This window comes from Citrobacter sp. Cb080 (genome assembly GCF_030334745.1).
Lineage (GTDB): Bacteria > Pseudomonadota > Gammaproteobacteria > Enterobacterales > Enterobacteriaceae > Citrobacter > Citrobacter braakii.
Window position 1 is genome coordinate 51,062 of the sequence record NZ_JAOWDG010000063.1, and the last position, 13,096, is coordinate 64,157.

The following is a 13,096-nucleotide window of genomic DNA, read 5'->3' on the forward strand; positions in this document are numbered from 1 at the left end:
CTACCGGTTATGGTTTACGCCCGGTCGCTACAATATACACTTCACGCGAACGGGCGCGAGAAGAGTCCGGCTTACGAACTTTGACCTTCGTAAACAGGGAGCGAATCTCTCTTAGATACTCATCGAAGCCTTCGCCCTGGAACACCTTCACTACAAAACTACCACCTGGCGCTAATACATCACGAGCCATTCCAAGCGCCAGCTCTACCAGATACATGGCCCGGGGAATATCCACCGCCGGTGTTCCACACATATTTGGCGCCATATCAGACATGACAACTTGTACTTTACTGTCACCTACGCGTTCAAGTAACGCTTTCAGGACTAATTCATCACGAAAGTCGCCCTGAAGGAAGTCCACACCAACGATTGGATCCATAGGTAAAAGATCGCAAGCGATAATGCGGCCAGTGTTGCCGATCTGCGTAACCGCATATTGCGACCAGCCACCGGGTGCAGCACCGAGATCAACAATCGTCATCCCCGGTTTAAAAATTTTGTCACTTTGCTGTATTTCATCAAGTTTAAACCAGGCACGGGAACGTAACCCCTTTTTCTGCGCCTGCTGAACATATTTATCGCTAAAGTGTTCCTGAAGCCAGCGACTCGAGCTGGCAGAACGCTTTTTACCTGTCATTTCACATTCCCAAAGGGCAGTTCATCGTAACCAATGGTGTAAATTTCTACACAGCTATTTGGCGATATATGGGAGATGGCGGTAGAATGACCCGTTTTCAATCCCAACGTAAGCAAAAATATACGATGAATCTGAGTACTAAACAAAAACAGCACCTGAAAGGTCTGGCACATCCGCTCAAGCCTGTAGTTATGCTTGGCAACAATGGTTTGACCGAAGGGGTACTGGCCGAGATTGAACAAGCGTTAGAGCACCATGAACTTATCAAGGTGAAAATCGCCTCGGAAGATCGCGATACTAAAACCTTGATCGTGGAAGCTATCGTACGCGAAACCGGCGCCTGCAATGTACAGGTCATCGGTAAAACGCTGGTACTGTATCGCCCGACTAAAGAACGTAAAATCTCGCTGCCACGCTAAGAATATCCCAAAGTTGCACACGAAGTTTGTGTAAAACGCGGGATTTTCCGCTAGCAGGAGAGCAAAATGCCACGCTCTCTTCGTTGATAAAAGGCCGCTATGCGGCCTTTTTCCTTTCTTTACAATGTATCAACATCTTAACCAAGATGCGAATTACAGGTATTCTACCTTCGTTACTTCATATTCCACTTCACCGCCCGGCGTTTTGATAACCACCACGTCATCCTGCTCTTTACCGATCAGGCCACGAGCAATAGGCGAGTTCACCGAAATCAGGTTCTGTTTAAAATCGGCTTCATCATCGCCGACAATACGCCAGGTCTGCTCTTCGTCGTTATCGAGATTCAGCACGGTAACCGTCGCGCCGAAAACTACGCGACCATTGTTCGGCATTTTTGTGACGTCGATAACCTGCGCGTTGGACAGTTTAGCTTCGATATCTTTAATGCGCCCTTCGCAGAAACCCTGCTGTTCGCGCGCCGCGTGATACTCTGCATTTTCTTTCAGGTCGCCATGCTCGCGCGCATCTGCGATAGCGGCAATGATTTCAGGACGGCGCACCGATTTCAGAAAATCCAGTTCTTCGCGCAGTTTTTCAGCACCACGTAAGGTCATTGGGATAGCTTGCATTTGTTATACCTCTTGAACATTCCTGTAGGGGGCGGCTGCTCTCACCCCGGCTGCTAAGCCCACTCTGGCATACGCCATGCCAGAGTCAGAAGCAAAAAAATACCGACCCGGGGCTCAGGGTCCCAGGTCAGCTACAATTCTCTATTTGATGATCATTTTACCCTGGAGTTCCCTATGGGTCATCGTTTACTTTTTGGGGCGTTGCGCCGTAGTATGACGGCCTGTTTCCAGGTTGTTAGCGCGAGATTATGCGATTTTCCAGATTTACCATTGGATTGACTGCCAGTATAGCGTTCAGCGTTCAGGCTGCGAACGTCGACGAGTATATCAATCAGCTCCCTGCCGGGGCCAACCTCGCCCTTATGGTACAGAAGGTTGGCGCACCTGCTCCTGCTATTGATTACCATAGCCAGCAGATGGCGCTGCCGGCCAGTACCCAGAAAGTGATCACCGCGCTGGCGGCATTGATTCAGCTCGGGCCTGACTTTCGTTTTACCACCACGCTTGAGACTAAAGGCAACGTGGAAGGCGGCGTTTTGAAAGGTGACTTAGTGGCGCGATTTGGTGCCGATCCGACGCTAAAACGTCAGGATATTCGCAATATGGTGGCAACTCTGAAAAAATCAGGCGTGACGCAAATTGCCGGAAATGTCTTGATCGACACCTCCATTTTCGCCAGCCATGATAAAGCGCCTGGTTGGCCCTGGAACGACATGACGCAGTGTTTTAGCGCACCGCCCGCGGCAGCCATTGTCGATCGTAACTGTTTCTCGGTTTCACTCTATAGCGCGCAAAAACCTAACGATCTCGCCTTTATCCGCGTGGCATCTTACTACCCGGTCACCATGTTCAGTCAGGTGCGTACTCTCGCTCGTGGCTCTGCCGAAGCGCAATATTGTGAACTGGACGTGGTTCCAGGCGATCTCAACCGCTTTACGTTGACCGGATGCCTGCCCCAACGAGCCGATCCGCTGCCGCTGGCATTCGCTATTCAGGACGGCGCCAGCTATGCCGGGGCGATTATCAAAGATGAGCTAAAACAAGCCGGTATCACTTACAGCGGGACTCTGCTGCGCCAGACGCTGGTCAACGAGCCGGGGACCGTGGTAGCCAGTAAGCAGTCGGCGCCGCTGCACGACCTGCTTAAGATTATGCTGAAAAAATCGGACAACATGATTGCCGATACCGTTTTCCGTATGATTGGCCATGCACGATTTAACGTGCCAGGTACCTGGCGAGCAGGTTCTGATGCCGTACGCCAGATTCTGCGTCAGCAAGCGGGTATTGATATCGGCAACACCATTATTGCCGACGGTTCTGGGCTCTCCCGCCATAACCTGATTGCCCCAGCGACCATGATGCAGGTGCTGCAATATATCGCTCAGCACGATAACGAGCTGAACTTTATCACCATGCTGCCGCTGGCAGGCCATGACGGCTCTTTGCAATACCGTGCGGGTCTGCATCAGGCAGGCGTAGATGGCAAAGTATCGGCGAAGACAGGCTCACTGCAGGGGGTCTATAACCTGGCAGGCTTCATCACCACGGCAAGCGGTCAGCGCATGGCATTTGTGCAGTATCTGTCTGGTTATGCGGTAGAGCCAGCTGATCAGCGTAATCGCCGTATTCCACTGGTCCGCTTCGAGAGCCGGTTATACAAGGATATTTATCAGAATAACTGAGTATGTTTGCCGGATGGCAGCGCTAACGCACCTAATCCGGCCTTCTGAAACCTGGAAACAAAACCCCGGCAACATGGCCGGGGTTTTTAATGTGATTAACGCTTGTAGATGAACTCAACGCCTTCTTCGTCGTCTTCGTCCCAATCGTCATCCCAGTCATCTTCTGCTTCGTCTTCGACTTCAGCGAGCTGCTGGCGGTGATAATCATCCCACATGAACTCGACTTTCTCTGGCTGTTTCGCTTCTTCAGCCTGAACAATCGGGTTCTCGATGATAAAGGTCATCACATCCCAGCAGAGATCCTTCACGCCCAACTGGCTGGCAGCGGAGATCAGGTAATATTTACCTTCCCAGCCTAACGCTTCGGCGATCGCTTTCGCTTTCTCTTCCGCTTCAGCCTTGCCCAGCAAATCAATTTTGTTGAACACTAACCAACGCGGTTTAGACGCCAGATCCTGGCTGTATTTTTCAAGCTCGCCAATAATGATACGGGCATTTTCAACCGGATCGGAACCGTCAATCGGATCGATATCAATGAGGTGTAGCAGTACGCGGCAGCGTTCCAGGTGTTTCAGGAAGCGGATACCCAAGCCTGCGCCTTCAGCCGCGCCTTCAATCAGACCCGGAATGTCGGCAACCACAAAGCTCTTTTCGTTGTCCATACGCACCACACCCAGGCTCGGAACCAGAGTGGTGAACGGATAGTCAGCGACTTTCGGCTTCGCCGCGGACACCGCACGGATAAACGTCGATTTACCGGCGTTTGGCATGCCCAGCATCCCGACGTCCGCCAGCAGCATCAGCTCCAGCATCAGATCGCGTTTATCGCCCGGTGTACCCATCGTTTTCTGACGCGGAGTACGGTTGACCGAGGATTTGAAACGGGTGTTGCCCAGACCGTGCCAGCCGCCTTTAGCGACCATCAGACGCTGACCGTGTTTGGTCATGTCGCCCATGGTTTCGCCCGTGCCCTGATCGATTACACGCGTACCTACAGGCACTTTAATCGTGACATCTTTACCACGCTTGCCGGTGCAATCACGGCTCGCGCCATTCTGTCCACGTTCCGCGCGGAATGATTTTTCAAAACGGTAATCGATCAGCGTGTTCAGGTTTTCGTCGGCTTCCAGCCAAACGTCACCACCATCACCACCGTCTCCACCGTCCGGACCGCCTTTTGGGATGTACTTTTCGCGGCGGAAGCTGACGCAACCATTACCGCCATCACCTGCAACGACCAGAATCGATGCTTCATCAACAAACTTCATTTTACTCTCCGTAAATCATTCGCCTGAGCGGGGCTGCGAAACCACCGTTTCATGCTTACGTAAACCGCCCCAAATTCGATGACCAATGGCGGAATACATCGCGCCCGCAACCACGATAAACGCACCGAGATAACCTAATAGGTTTAGCATCGGTCTGGCGAAGAAATCGGGCCAGGCCAGTGATAATAAATCTGAAAATAACAACGTAAACAGCGGAGTGAGCGTAATAATGGCGCTCACCTGTGCCGCCTGCCAACGCGCCATCGCTTCCGCGAGAGCACCGTATCCTACCAGCGTATTCAGGCCGCAGAATACAAGGCATGCCAGCTGCCAGTCACTGAGCTGCGTGATGACACCGGGTTTAGCCAACGGCAACAACGCAATCGTACATAAAGTGTACAGTAAAAACAGGATCTGCGGTGATGCCAGGCGGCGCAATAACACCTTTTGCGCGACCCCATAGCTCACCCAGACCATCGCCGCACCAACACCAAAGATAACGCCCCAGGTGTAATCGGTGAGTCGGGTAAAAATTTCGATCAGACTGGTATTAAAAAACAGAACCAGGCCGCTCAGAAGCATAATGGCGCCAATCACCTGCGTACCGCGCATCTTTTCTTTCAGGATAAAGACGCTGGCAATCATCATACCAACCGGTGACAGCTGACCGATAACCTGCGAAGCCGTTGGGCTCAAATATTGCAAGGATGAACTAAACAGAATGAAGTTACCGAACAACCCACCGGTAGCGATAGCCAACAGGATCAGCCAACGCGCTTTGCGAAAAATACGCAACGGAGGGAGCTTTTTTTTAACCGCAAGAATAGCGCCAAGGCCAATGCTTGCCATTAAAAAACGGTAGAACACCACGGTAGGAGGCTCCATCACCTCCAGCACTTGCTTCATCGCTATTGGCAAAGCGCCCCAACATACTGCCGTTGTGAGTGCTAACAGAATACCAATACCTGCCTGCTGCTTCATGCCGTATTCCCTGCAAGGGCTCGTTTCCGGGTTATCACGGCGCGACGAGCGTATTTACCGGCCGTCGAATGTAAAAAGCCCCGCAACGTGTTGCGGGGCTTTTATCCGTTACCGGGACGCGAAAAACTTATTCAGCAACGATGCTGATGAATTTACGGTTTTTCGGGCCTTTCACTTCAAATTTCACTTTACCGTCTGCTTTAGCAAACAGAGTGTGGTCTTTGCCGCAACCAACGTTGGAGCCAGCGTGGAATTTAGTACCACGTTGACGAACGATGATGCTACCAGCCAGAACTGTTTCACCGCCGAAGCGTTTTACGCCCAGACGTTTAGCTTCTGAATCGCGACCGTTACGAGTCGAGCCGCCAGCCTTTTTATGTGCCATTTAATCTGCTCCCCTTAACTTAAGCGCTGATGCCAGTGATTTTTACATCAGTGAACCACTGACGATGGCCCTGCTGCTTACGGTAGTGTTTACGACGACGAAACTTAACAATTTTAACTTTCTCGCCACGACCGTGAGCAACAACTTCAGCTTTGATAACGCCGCCATCAACGAAAGGAACGCCGATTTTGACTTCTTCACCGTTTGCGATCATCAGAACTTCTGCGAATTCAACAGATTCGCCAGTTGCGATGTCCAGCTTTTCCAGGCGAACGGTCTGACCTTCGCTTACTCGGTGTTGTTTACCACCACTTTGGAAAACCGCGTACATAAAAAACTCCGCTTCCGCGCACACCTTTTTGATGATTCAGAGTGCGCTATAAATATTCACAATAGGGCGCGAATATTACGCAAAACGCGAGCCTTTGACAAGTGCTACGTCAATACATGAAGAAAAAAAACACAACACGTACGGTAACGTTTATCTATGGCGTTTTTTCAGTACAATCAGCATATATTTATAACCCTAAACCCGACGTTACCTTCCGATACAGTGAGGTAATCGGGGCGAGAAGCCCGGCTTTTGCGATGAATTTAGAAAAAATCAATGAGTTAACCGCGCAAGATATGGCGGGGGTCAATGCGACAATCCTTGAACAGCTCAATTCCGACGTGCAGCTGATCAATCAACTGGGGTACTACATCGTTAGCGGCGGCGGAAAACGCATTCGCCCAATGATCGCCGTACTCGCCGCGCGTGCAGTTGGCTACCAGGAAAATGCGCACGTTACGATTGCAGCCCTCATCGAGTTTATCCACACCGCGACCCTGTTGCACGACGATGTTGTGGATGAGTCCGACATGCGCCGCGGAAAAGCCACGGCGAATGCGGCGTTTGGCAATGCGGCCAGCGTGCTGGTCGGCGATTTTATCTATACCCGCGCTTTTCAGATGATGACCAGCCTCGGTTCGCTGAAAGTGCTGGAAGTCATGTCGAAAGCGGTCAACGTCATCGCCGAAGGTGAAGTCTTGCAGTTGATGAACGTCAACGACCCGGACATCACTGAAGAAAACTATATGCGCGTTATCTACAGTAAGACTGCGCGTTTGTTTGAAGCGGCTGCCCAATGCTCTGGCATTCTGGCTGGTTGCAGCGAAGAACAAGAGAAAGGGTTGCAGGATTATGGCCGTTATCTCGGTACTGCTTTCCAGTTAATTGACGATTTGCTGGATTACAACGCGGATGGTGAGCAACTGGGTAAAAACGTCGGTGATGACCTCAACGAGGGTAAACCAACGCTGCCGCTGCTGCATGCCATGCGCCACGGCACCCCTGAACAAGCACAAATGATCCGTCAGGCTATTGAGCAGGGTAATGGCCGTCACCTTCTGGAGCCTGTTCTGGAAGCGATGAACGCCTGTGGTTCCCTGGAGTGGACTCGCCAACGTGCAGAAGAAGAGGCTGATAAGGCCATCGCTGCGCTGCAGGTACTGCCTGATACACCGTGGAGAGAAGCGCTGATTGGTCTGGCGCATATCGCCGTACAGCGCGACCGTTAATACCCTGCGGCATCTTTCATCATCCCGTGCCCTGCACGGGATGCTTTTATAAATTCCAATAAACACTTTCCCCTCTCTAGCAACCCTCGCATAAACTTGGCATATTCTGAATATACTCACACTTTACATGAACATTTTAGAACATTCGTTCTCCGGGTGTTATAGTGTCTCCACAACCGATCGTGGAACCAAAAGTCGATAACCAAAGGAGAGATGAGTTTATGGAAAACAAGCTGATTGACTGGCATCCGGCCGATATCATCGCCGGACTGCGCAAGAAAGGGACCTCAATGGCCGCTGAATCACGTAAAAATGGATTAAGCTCATCAACGCTGGCCAATGCGTTAACACGCCCATGGCCAAAAGGTGAGTTGATTATCGCCCGATCGTTGGGAACCGACCCGTGGGTGATTTGGCCGTCACGCTATCACGATGCAAAAACACATGAGTTTATCGACAGAACGCGGATGATGAGGGGACGCAAAGAGAAACAGAATCCTGAATGAACACTGATGAGTAGTAACCCCCGGTTCACAGAACTGGGGGTTACAAGAGACGTAGACGATTACTCGCCTTTCACGCGCTCAATGTTTGCGCCCAGCGCGCGCAGTTTATCTTCGATGCGCTCATAGCCGCGATCGATGTGATAAATACGATCGACTACCGTCGTACCTTCAGCAATACACCCAGCCAGCACGAGGCTTGCAGATGCGCGCAGATCGGTCGCCATAACCTGTGCGCCGGAGAGCGTTTCCACGCCGTGGCAAATCACGGTATTGCTTTCGATTTCTGCGTGAGCGCCCATACGGCTCAGCTCAGGCACGTGCATAAAGCGGTTCTCAAACACGGTTTCCGTGATGAAGCCCGTACCTTCTGCCACCAGGTTCAGCAACGTGAACTGGGCCTGCATATCGGTAGGGAACGCCGGGTGCGGTGCCGTGCGCACATTGACCGCTTTCGGACGTTTACCGTGCATGTCCAGGCTGATCCAGTCGTCACCGACTTCGATATCCGCTCCCGCATCACGCAGCTTCGCCAGAACGGCATCCAGCGTGTCAGGTTGTGCATTACGACAGATAATTTTGCCGCGAGAAATTGCCGCTGCGACCAGGAAAGTACCGGTTTCGATGCGGTCAGGCAGAACGCGATACACACCGCCGCCGAGGCGCTCAACGCCTTCGATAGTAATACGATCGGTACCCTGGCCTGTGATTTTTGCGCCCAGCGCAATCAGGAAGTTCGCGGTATCCACGATCTCCGGCTCACGCGCGGCGTTTTCGATGATGGTAGTGCCTTCGGCAAGCGTTGCTGCGCACATGATAGTGACCGTCGCGCCGACGCTCACTTTGTCCATGACGATATGCGCGCCTTTCAGGCGGCCATCAACGGACGCTTTCACATAGCCTTCTTCAAGCTTAATAGTCGCGCCTAACTGCTCCAGACCAGTAATGTGCAGGTCAACCGGACGCGCGCCGATGGTGCAGCCGCCCGGCAGTGAAACCTGGCCCTGGCCAAAGCGGGCAACCAGTGGCCCAAGCGCCCAGATGGATGCACGCATGGTTTTGACCAGATCGTACGGCGCACAGAAGACGTTCACGTCACGCGCATCAATGTGCACAGAACCATTACGCTCAACTTTCGCCCCCAACTGGCTCAGCAGCTTCATTGAGGTGTCAACATCCTTCAGTTTCGGGACGTTCTGGATCTCTACAGGTTCTTCCGCCAGCAGCGCCGCAAACAGGATCGGCAGCGCGGCGTTTTTAGCGCCTGAAATTGTGACTTCGCCCTGGAGCTTGGTTGGCCCCTGAACACGAAATTTATCCATTATTCTGTTCTCTGTTAAGAATTTATCTTCGCTACCGGCATATCACCCGTAGCTCAAAAACCGTTAAGTTTGCGATCGCGCGCCCATTCCGCTGGAGTAAACGCCTTAATCGACACGGCATGAATGCGGTTGTCCGCAATGTACTCCATCAACGGGCCATAGACCGATTGCTGTTTCTTGACCCGGCTCATGCCTTCAAACATCTCACCCACGGCAATAACCTGAAAGTGACTGCCGTCGCCAGAAACGTGGACTTCCTGGAGGGAGAGTGCATTCATCAGCACGCTCTGAATTTCATTATTTTCCATGGGCTCTTCATTCGTCAGATAGTGAAAACAGCCCAACATCTTAGAGCAAAGTGGCGCTGTCATAAATAAGCAAAAAGCCCCGCTGATAAATCAGACAAGGCTTTAGTGGCAGATCCCCCGCAGAGGAGTTGCCGGATGGCGGCACAAGACCTTATCCGGCTTACAAAAATTAACGCGGAAGAACGTCGTCAGGCAAATTGTAAAGCTGCGCCAGCGTGTACACTTTATCGTTAACGCCAGCGAGCGAAACGCTGTTCCCCTGCTGCTTGCCCTCATTAATCAGGTGCAGCAGTAATGCCAGACCACCGGTATCCACCCGGGAAATCTGGTTCAGGTCGATGCAGGATCCCCCTTTCATCGCCTCAACTCGCGCATCCCATAATGGGTTTAACACGTCCTGATCCAGCTCTCCCACCAGCACCAGCTTGTCGCCTTCACGCATCCAGGTGAGTGACTGCGTCATTATTTTTTCTCTTCCAGCGTGATTTTCTGCTGAGAAATAGATTTCAGCTGTGCCGTCAGGCCATCAATACCTTTCGTACGCAGCAGGTCGCTCCACTCATTCTGTTTGGTGGTGATCATACTTACGCCTTCAGCAATCATGTCATACGCCTGCCAGTTACCCGTCTGGGAATTTTTACGCCACTGGAAATCCAGACGTACCGGAGGACGACCGTTTGGATCGATGATGGTTACGCGGATAGGCACGATGGTCGCATCACCCAGCGGCTGCTCAGGGGCAATCTGATAGGTCTGGCCGTGGTACATCGCCAGCGCCTGACCGTAAGCCTGCTTCAGATATTCACGGAATGCGGCGAAATAGGCGTCACGCTGAGCCGGTGTCGCATCTTTGTAGTAGCGGCCCAGTACCAGTGCGCCTGCATACTTAACCTGCACGTAAGGCAGCAGTTCCTGATCGACCACCTGACGCAGGTAATCCGGGTTGGAACGGATTTTAGGTTGCTCGTTCTTCAGACGGTCAAACGTCTTCTGCGCCGCCTCATCCATCAGTTTGTACGGGTTCGTCTGGTCCGCTGCGGTTGCCGCGCTAAGTGGAGCAATCACCAGCATAGCCACCATCATCAATCGTTTAAACATACGTCGATTCTCCTGAGATTATTTCGTTGCGCCCGCAGGCGTAGTGGCTTCATTATTGCCTTCAGTTGCGGCTGGCGCATCGCCAGAATTCTTATTGTCATCACCTTTACTGTTGCTGTTGTAAAGGAACTGACCAATCATATCTTCCAGCACCATCGCAGATTTCGTGTCCTGAATCGTACCGCCATCTTTGAGGATAGACGTTCCCAGCTCAGGATCTTCAAAACCTACGTTCAATGCCAGATACTGTTCGCCCAACAGACCGGAAGTACGGATGCTCAGAGAACTGGTGTCAGGAATATGGTTAAAACGCGATTCAATTTCCAGCGTCACGCGCGGCAGGTACGTTTTCTGATCTAACGAGATGTCCGATACGCGTCCTACCACGACCCCGCCAATCCGCACCGGAGAGCGCTCTCTCAGACCGCCGATATTATCAAAGGTCGCATAAATCGTATAAGTCGGTTCAGTACGCATTGAGGTGACGTTCGCCGCCTTCAGGCAGACAAACAGCGCGGCCAGCAGCGCAACCAGCAGGAATAACCCGACCCAAATTTCATTTTTTTTCGTTTGCATGAACTCAATTCCCAAACATCAGTGCGGTCAGCACAAAATCCAGCCCCAGAACGGCAAGAGAGGCGTGCACTACGGTGCGTGTCGTTGCCCGGCTAATCCCGGCAGAGGTCGGGATAGCATCATAACCATTGAACAATGCAATCCATGTGACCGTAATGGCAAACACCACGCTCTTAATCAGACAGTTGACCAGATCCAGACGCCAGTCGACGGCATTTTGCATAGCCGACCAGAAAAAGCCTGCATCAATACCTTTCCAGCTTACGCCAACCAACGACCCACCCCAGATCCCCACCGCGACAAATATAATCGTCAGCAGCGGCAATGAAATCACACCGGCCCAAAAACGTGGGGAGATCACTCGGCGCAGTGGGTCGACGGCCATCATTTCCAGGCTGGAAAGCTGCTCGGTCGCCCGCATCAGGCCAATCTCTGCGGTTAAGGCCGATCCGGCCCGCCCGGCAAACAACAGCGCCGCAACCACCGGCCCCAGCTCACGTAGCAATGACAGCGCCACCAGCATACCGAGGCTGGTTTCCGCACTGTAGGTCGTCAGCACCAGGTATCCCTGCAACCCCAGCACCATGCCGATGAACACGCCAGAAACAATAATGATCAGCATCGATAAGACACCGACATTATAGAGCTGGCGTATCAGCAGCGGCGCATGTTTGCGAAACTCCGGCTTGCCGACAACTGCATTGAACAACATTAATCCGGCTCGCCCGAACGTCCTGAGGGTTTTTATTCCCCGATGTCCGAGTGATGCCAGCGCATTTAACAACATGGGTGGCTTAACTCCCTGTTTTGAGTAAATCGATGTGGTAGTCGCCCGCCGGGTAACGGAACGGAACCGGTCCATCGGCAATGCCATCGAGGAACTGACGCACACGCGGATCGGCATTTTCTTGCAGCGCCTGAGCACTACCGTAGGCCACTATTTTTTTGTCCGCCATAATATAGGCGTAATCCGCAATACTCAGCACTTCTGGCACATCATGGGAAACCACCACGCAGGTGACGCCCAGCGCGCTGTTCAGTTCAGAAATCAGCTTCACCAGCACGCCCATGGTGATGGGATCCTGGCCGACGAACGGCTCATCAAACATAATAAGGTCTGGCTCCAGCGCGATAGCACGTGCTAACGCGGCACGACGCGCCATCCCACCGGATAATTCAGAAGGCATTAATTTTGCCGCGCCCCGCAGGCCAACGGCCTCGAGCTTCATCATTACCGTGCTTTTCAGCAGCGGCGCAGGCAGTGTTGTATGCTCGCGCAACGGGTATGCAACGTTGTCAAACACATTCATATCAGTAAACAGCGCACCAGACTGGAATAGCATGCTCATGCGCTTACGCACGGTAAATAAACGCGAACGGGACATGGCCGGGACATTTTCGCCGTCAAACAGGATCTCGCCCTTATCGGGGGAGATTTGTCCGCCGATCAGACGCAACAGCGTCGTTTTGCCGATGCCTGATGGCCCCATGATCGCCGTCACCTTACCACGCGGCACCGTCAGGGAAATATTATCAAAGATGCAGCGGTCGCCTCGGGAAAAGCTGACATCGCGCATATCGATTAGATTCGCCACAGACTGACCCATTGATTCATCCTTTACTATTGCCTCGTTGATCGAAGAGCTTGGCGCTCAATTTAGCCCTGAACCCAGCATATTTACAGATTATTACCTGTCCTGGTTAGCGAAAGCTGGCATTTGTTTTAC

17 protein-coding genes are annotated in these 13,096 nt (G+C 52.3%); 4 read left to right on the forward strand and 13 right to left on the reverse strand.

The annotated features are described in order from the left end of the window. Positions 1-7 precede the first annotated feature (7 nt). A complete protein-coding gene (gene rlmE / locus OGV38_RS11445; protein ID WP_003025015.1) occupies positions 8-637 on the reverse strand; it encodes a 23S rRNA (uridine(2552)-2'-O)-methyltransferase RlmE in 630 nt (209 codons plus the stop codon). A gap of 125 nt (positions 638-762) precedes the next feature. On the opposite strand from rlmE, the gene yhbY reads away from it, so the two are divergent. Beyond that, positions 763-1,056, forward strand: a complete 294-nt coding sequence (yhbY, locus tag OGV38_RS11450; protein ID WP_003025016.1) for a ribosome assembly RNA-binding protein YhbY — start codon at positions 763-765, stop codon at positions 1,054-1,056. A 153-nt stretch (positions 1,057-1,209) separates the two neighbouring features. Here the strand turns inward: yhbY and greA are convergent, their stop codons facing one another. Next, positions 1,210-1,686, reverse strand: a complete 477-nt coding sequence (gene greA / locus OGV38_RS11455; protein ID WP_016154674.1) for a transcription elongation factor GreA — start codon at positions 1,684-1,686, stop codon at positions 1,210-1,212. Between the two features lie 248 nt (positions 1,687-1,934). On the opposite strand from greA, the gene dacB reads away from it, so the two are divergent. Next, a complete protein-coding gene (gene dacB / locus OGV38_RS11460; RefSeq protein ID WP_016157571.1) occupies positions 1,935-3,368 on the forward strand; it encodes a serine-type D-Ala-D-Ala carboxypeptidase in 1,434 nt (477 codons plus the stop codon). 95 nt (positions 3,369-3,463) lie between these two features. Here dacB and cgtA read toward each other — a convergent pair whose 3' ends face one another. From cgtA to rplU, 4 genes are all read right to left on the reverse strand, one after another. Further along, complete coding sequence (gene cgtA / locus OGV38_RS11465; RefSeq protein WP_286473324.1) at positions 3,464-4,636, reverse strand: Obg family GTPase CgtA; 1,173 nt, start codon at positions 4,634-4,636, stop codon at positions 3,464-3,466. Between the two features lie 15 nt (positions 4,637-4,651). Continuing rightward, positions 4,652-5,617: a DMT family transporter gene (locus OGV38_RS11470; protein WP_016154677.1), complete on the reverse strand. Its 966-nt coding sequence runs from the start codon at positions 5,615-5,617 to the stop codon at positions 4,652-4,654. Positions 5,618-5,744: 127 nt separating this feature from the next. Then, positions 5,745-6,002 carry a 50S ribosomal protein L27 gene (rpmA, locus tag OGV38_RS11475; protein WP_003025030.1) on the reverse strand — a complete coding sequence of 86 codons (258 nt, stop codon included), beginning with the start codon at positions 6,000-6,002 and terminating at the stop codon, positions 5,745-5,747. Between the two features lie 19 nt (positions 6,003-6,021). Beyond that, positions 6,022-6,333, reverse strand: a complete 312-nt coding sequence (gene rplU / locus OGV38_RS11480; protein WP_003025032.1) for a 50S ribosomal protein L21 — start codon at positions 6,331-6,333, stop codon at positions 6,022-6,024. Positions 6,334-6,590: 257 nt separating this feature from the next. Between rplU and ispB the strand changes: the two genes are divergently transcribed. Beyond that, on the forward strand, positions 6,591-7,562 hold the full coding sequence (gene ispB, locus OGV38_RS11485) for an octaprenyl diphosphate synthase (protein ID WP_019077785.1): 972 nt from the start codon (positions 6,591-6,593) through the stop codon (positions 7,560-7,562). A gap of 221 nt (positions 7,563-7,783) precedes the next feature. Further along, positions 7,784-8,068: a DNA-binding transcriptional regulator SfsB gene (gene sfsB / locus OGV38_RS11490; protein WP_016154679.1), complete on the forward strand. Its 285-nt coding sequence runs from the start codon at positions 7,784-7,786 to the stop codon at positions 8,066-8,068. Between the two features lie 59 nt (positions 8,069-8,127). On the opposite strand, the gene murA is transcribed toward sfsB, so the two are convergent. The 7 genes from murA to mlaF form a co-directional block, all read right to left on the reverse strand. Continuing rightward, positions 8,128-9,387 carry a UDP-N-acetylglucosamine 1-carboxyvinyltransferase gene (gene murA / locus OGV38_RS11495; RefSeq protein WP_003839949.1) on the reverse strand — a complete coding sequence of 420 codons (1,260 nt, stop codon included), beginning with the start codon at positions 9,385-9,387 and terminating at the stop codon, positions 8,128-8,130. A 53-nt stretch (positions 9,388-9,440) separates the two neighbouring features. Next, the gene (gene ibaG / locus OGV38_RS11500; protein WP_003025040.1) at positions 9,441-9,695 is read right to left on the reverse strand and encodes a BolA family iron metabolism protein IbaG; all 255 of its coding nucleotides are present in this window, start codon (positions 9,693-9,695) and stop codon (positions 9,441-9,443) included. Positions 9,696-9,864: 169 nt separating this feature from the next. Then, on the reverse strand, positions 9,865-10,158 hold the full coding sequence (gene mlaB, locus OGV38_RS11505) for a lipid asymmetry maintenance protein MlaB (protein ID WP_286473326.1): 294 nt from the start codon (positions 10,156-10,158) through the stop codon (positions 9,865-9,867). Then, on the reverse strand, positions 10,158-10,793 hold the full coding sequence (mlaC, locus tag OGV38_RS11510) for a phospholipid-binding protein MlaC (RefSeq protein ID WP_016154681.1): 636 nt from the start codon (positions 10,791-10,793) through the stop codon (positions 10,158-10,160). Before mlaC ends, mlaB begins: the two co-directional genes overlap by 1 nt. Before the next feature lie 18 nt (positions 10,794-10,811). After that, positions 10,812-11,369, reverse strand: a complete 558-nt coding sequence (gene mlaD, locus OGV38_RS11515; protein WP_016154682.1) for an outer membrane lipid asymmetry maintenance protein MlaD — start codon at positions 11,367-11,369, stop codon at positions 10,812-10,814. Between the two features lie 4 nt (positions 11,370-11,373). Beyond that, a complete protein-coding gene (mlaE, locus tag OGV38_RS11520; RefSeq protein ID WP_003025053.1) occupies positions 11,374-12,156 on the reverse strand; it encodes a lipid asymmetry maintenance ABC transporter permease subunit MlaE in 783 nt (260 codons plus the stop codon). Between the two features lie 7 nt (positions 12,157-12,163). Beyond that, positions 12,164-12,976 (reverse strand): phospholipid ABC transporter ATP-binding protein MlaF, encoded by an 813-nt coding sequence (mlaF, locus tag OGV38_RS11525; protein WP_016154683.1) that lies wholly within the window; start codon positions 12,974-12,976, stop codon positions 12,164-12,166. Between the last annotated feature and the right edge of the window lie 120 nt (positions 12,977-13,096).

Coding starts and splice junctions, on each gene's coding strand:
- rlmE (WP_003025015.1), bottom strand. CDS start 637: ATGACAGGTAAAAAGCGTTCTGCCAGCTCGAGTCGCTGGCTTCAGGAA.
- yhbY (WP_003025016.1), top strand. CDS start 763: ATGAATCTGAGTACTAAACAAAAACAGCACCTGAAAGGTCTGGCACAT.
- greA (WP_016154674.1), bottom strand. CDS start 1,686: ATGCAAGCTATCCCAATGACCTTACGTGGTGCTGAAAAACTGCGCGAA.
- dacB (WP_016157571.1), top strand. CDS start 1,935: ATGCGATTTTCCAGATTTACCATTGGATTGACTGCCAGTATAGCGTTC.
- cgtA (WP_286473324.1), bottom strand. CDS start 4,636: ATGAAGTTTGTTGATGAAGCATCGATTCTGGTCGTTGCAGGTGATGGC.
- OGV38_RS11470 (WP_016154677.1), bottom strand. CDS start 5,617: ATGAAGCAGCAGGCAGGTATTGGTATTCTGTTAGCACTCACAACGGCA.
- rpmA (WP_003025030.1), bottom strand. CDS start 6,002: ATGGCACATAAAAAGGCTGGCGGCTCGACTCGTAACGGTCGCGATTCA.
- rplU (WP_003025032.1), bottom strand. CDS start 6,333: ATGTACGCGGTTTTCCAAAGTGGTGGTAAACAACACCGAGTAAGCGAA.
- ispB (WP_019077785.1), top strand. CDS start 6,591: ATGAATTTAGAAAAAATCAATGAGTTAACCGCGCAAGATATGGCGGGG.
- sfsB (WP_016154679.1), top strand. CDS start 7,784: ATGGAAAACAAGCTGATTGACTGGCATCCGGCCGATATCATCGCCGGA.
- murA (WP_003839949.1), bottom strand. CDS start 9,387: ATGGATAAATTTCGTGTTCAGGGGCCAACCAAGCTCCAGGGCGAAGTC.
- ibaG (WP_003025040.1), bottom strand. CDS start 9,695: ATGGAAAATAATGAAATTCAGAGCGTGCTGATGAATGCACTCTCCCTC.
- mlaB (WP_286473326.1), bottom strand. CDS start 10,158: ATGACGCAGTCACTCACCTGGATGCGTGAAGGCGACAAGCTGGTGCTG.
- mlaC (WP_016154681.1), bottom strand. CDS start 10,793: ATGTTTAAACGATTGATGATGGTGGCTATGCTGGTGATTGCTCCACTT.
- mlaD (WP_016154682.1), bottom strand. CDS start 11,369: ATGCAAACGAAAAAAAATGAAATTTGGGTCGGGTTATTCCTGCTGGTT.
- mlaE (WP_003025053.1), bottom strand. CDS start 12,156: ATGTTGTTAAATGCGCTGGCATCACTCGGACATCGGGGAATAAAAACC.
- mlaF (WP_016154683.1), bottom strand. CDS start 12,976: ATGGGTCAGTCTGTGGCGAATCTAATCGATATGCGCGATGTCAGCTTT.